The 2784-nt window shown below is 72.8% G+C and carries 3 protein-coding genes and 1 pseudogene; all 4 read left to right on the forward strand.

What is annotated here, in order from left to right; genetic code table 11:
- Positions 1–1040 (forward strand): outer membrane protein assembly factor BamB family protein (locus tag AC1DOC_RS28020; protein ID WP_478130952.1); only part of this gene is annotated, 1040 nt, incomplete at its 5' end.
- Complete coding sequence (locus AC1DOC_RS28025) at positions 1018–1863, forward strand: substrate-binding domain-containing protein (RefSeq protein ID WP_478083861.1); 846 nt, start codon at positions 1018–1020, stop codon at positions 1861–1863. The genes AC1DOC_RS28020 and AC1DOC_RS28025, both read left to right, overlap by 23 nt.
- Complete coding sequence (locus tag AC1DOC_RS28030; protein WP_012745852.1) at positions 1860–2429, forward strand: c-type cytochrome; 570 nt, start codon at positions 1860–1862, stop codon at positions 2427–2429. Before AC1DOC_RS28025 ends, AC1DOC_RS28030 begins: the two co-directional genes overlap by 4 nt.
- Positions 2426–2784: pseudogene (locus AC1DOC_RS28035) on the forward strand (cytochrome c oxidase subunit II); the annotation flags it as partial. The gene AC1DOC_RS28030 and the pseudogene AC1DOC_RS28035, both read left to right, overlap by 4 nt.

A 2784-nucleotide genomic window follows, 5' to 3' on the forward strand; every position in this document is an offset into this window, starting at 1 on the left:
AGGAGGCCTGGAAGATCGGCGGCGGCAACGCATGGGGCTGGATCTCCTACGACCCCGAGCTCGACCTCGTCTACTACGGCACCGGGAACCCGGGGCCATGGAATCCCGAGCAGCGCCCGGGCGACAACCGCTGGACCGCCGGGATCTTCGCGCGCCGCCCGGACACCGGCGAGGCGGTCTGGTTCTACCAGTTCAGCCCGCACGACCTGCACGACTACGACGGCGTGAACGAGAACATCCTGGTCGACGCCGAAGTGGGCGGCAAGCCGCGCAAGGTGCTGGTCCACCCCGACCGCAACGGCCACGTCTACCTGCTCGACCGCGCGAGCGGCGAGGTGCTGTCGGCCCGGCCCTTCGTGAAGGTGACGACCTCCCTGGGCGTGGACCTGCAGACCGGCCGCCTGCGCCAGGACCCGGCCAGCGAGCCGAAGGTCGGCAAGACCATCCGCGGGATCTGCCCGGCCTCGCCCGGCGGCAAGGACTGGCAGCCTTCGGCGTACTCGCCGCGCACGCGGCTGGTCTACATCCCGCACCAGAACCTATGCCAGGACAGCCAGTCCTCCCAGGTCAGCTACATCGCGGGCACGCCGTATGTGGGCACCGATGCGCGCATGTACGCGGGGCCCGGCGGCCAGCGCGGCCGCTTCACCGCATGGGACCCGGCCGCCGGCAAGGCCGCGTGGGCGAAGGAAGAGAATTTCCCGGTCTGGAGCGGCGCGCTCGCGACCGCGGGCGACGTGGTCTTCTACGGCACGATGGATGGCTGGTTCAAGGCCCTCGATGCACGCACGGGCGCACTGCTGTGGCAGTACCGGACCGACTCCGGGATCATCGGCCAGCCGGTGTCCTACCGCGGACCCGACGGCAGGCAGTACGTGGCCGTGCTGTCGGGCGTCGGCGGCTGGGCGGGCGCGGTGGTTTCGGGCGACCTGGACGCGCGCGACGGCACCGCTGCGCTGGGTTTCGCCAACGCCATGAGGGACCTGCCCGCGGCCACGCGCAAGGGCGGCAAGCTGTATGCCTTCAAGCTGCCGGACTGACTTCGCGCGCGCCGCCTGCGCTGCCCTGCTCGCGCTGGCGGGTGCGCTGCCCCGTGCCGGCGCGCAGGAGCCAGCCGCCGCATTGCGCGTCTGCGCGGAGCCCGACAACCTGCCCTACTCGCGCGAGGATCAGAGCGGCTTCGAGAACCGCATCGCACGCCTGCTGGCCGACGACCTGGGTCTGCCGCTGCAGTACGCATGGCTGCCCGACCGGCGCGGCTTCGTGCGCAAGACGCTCGGCGCCCATGCCTGCGACGTGATCATCGGCGTGCCCGCGGGCGACGAGCGCGTGCTGGCCACGAGGCCCTACTACCGATCGAGCTATGTGTTCGTGCAGCCCGCGGCGCGGTCCGAGATGGCCGATGCGCTGCGCTCCTTCGACGATGCCCGCCTGCCCGCGCTGCGCATCGGCGTGCAGCTGGTGGGCAACGACCTGGCCGCGACGCCGCCGGGCCATGTGCTGGCGCGGCACGACGCCGTGCGCAACGTGGTCGGCTTCACCGTGTCCGGCGACGGGCCGCCCGCGCAGCGCATGGTGGAGGCGGTGGCGCAGGGCGAGCTCGATGCCGCGGTGGTCTGGGGGCCGCAGGCGGGTTACTTCGCGGCCCGCGCCACACCGGCGCTGCGGCTCACGCCGGCCGCGGCGCCCGGCGATCCGGACCTGCCTTTCAGCTTCTCGATTGCGATGGGCGTGCGCAAGAACGATCGCGCGATGAAGGCGCGGCTCGACGATTTCCTGCTGCGGCGCGGCGCCGACATCGGCCGCATCCTCGATGCCTATGCGGTGCCGCGCCTTCCTGTCTCGAACGGGGAGCCGCCATGAGAACGCCGCCGCTGCGGATGGCCGGCACCGCGGTGCTCGCGCTCGCATCGAGCCTGGCGCTGTGCGCCTGCGAGCGCGAGATGCGCCGCTTCGAGACGCCGCCCGACAACCGCGCGGCGCCGCGCCCCGAAGCACCGAGGACCAGCGCGCTGCAGCCGGCCGAGGCGCGCAGCGATCCGGTGCGCCTGCCGGCGGGCAACGGCGAAGGCTACGAAGACAACGCCTACAACGTGGCGCAGGGCAAGCGCCTGTACCGCTGGTACAACTGCGCCGGCTGCCACGCGCAGGGCGGCGGCGGCATGGGGCCCGCGCTCATCGACGACCAGTGGCGCTATGGCAGCGAGCCGGCGCAGGTCTTCAGCACCATCATGCAGGGGCGGCCCAACGGCATGCCTTCGTTTGGCGGACACCTGAGCGAGGACCAGGTGTGGCAGCTCACCGCCTATGTGCGCTCGATGAGCGGCCAGCTGCGCAAGGACACGGCCCCCGGCCGCGCCGATGCCCTGCAGGCCAACGAACCGGAAGCCGCGCGCGACCGCGAACCCGCGCGCCCGGGAGCGAAATGATGATGGACGCGCTGCACGACGTGCTCGCCCCCTTCGGTCCGCAGGCCGGCCATGTGCGCGGCCTGTGGACGCTGACGCTGGCGGTGTGCACGGTGGTCTTCGCAGCCGTGCTGGCGGCGCTGCTCGTCGCGCTGCTGCGCGCGCAGCGCGCGGGTGCGGAAAGCGCGCCGGACCTGTCGTCCCTGGGCCGGCCCGAGCCCGGCCGCCGACGCAGCGTGATCGCGGCCGTGGCGGCCTCCACGCTGCTGCTGCTCGCGCTCATCGCGGCCAGCATCTTCACCGACCGCGCGCTCGCGCGGCTGTCCACCGACGGCGCCCTGCGGCTCGAGGTGACGGCCCACCAGTGGTGGTGGGA

This window comes from Variovorax sp. 01T439_2, assembly GCF_056398445.1.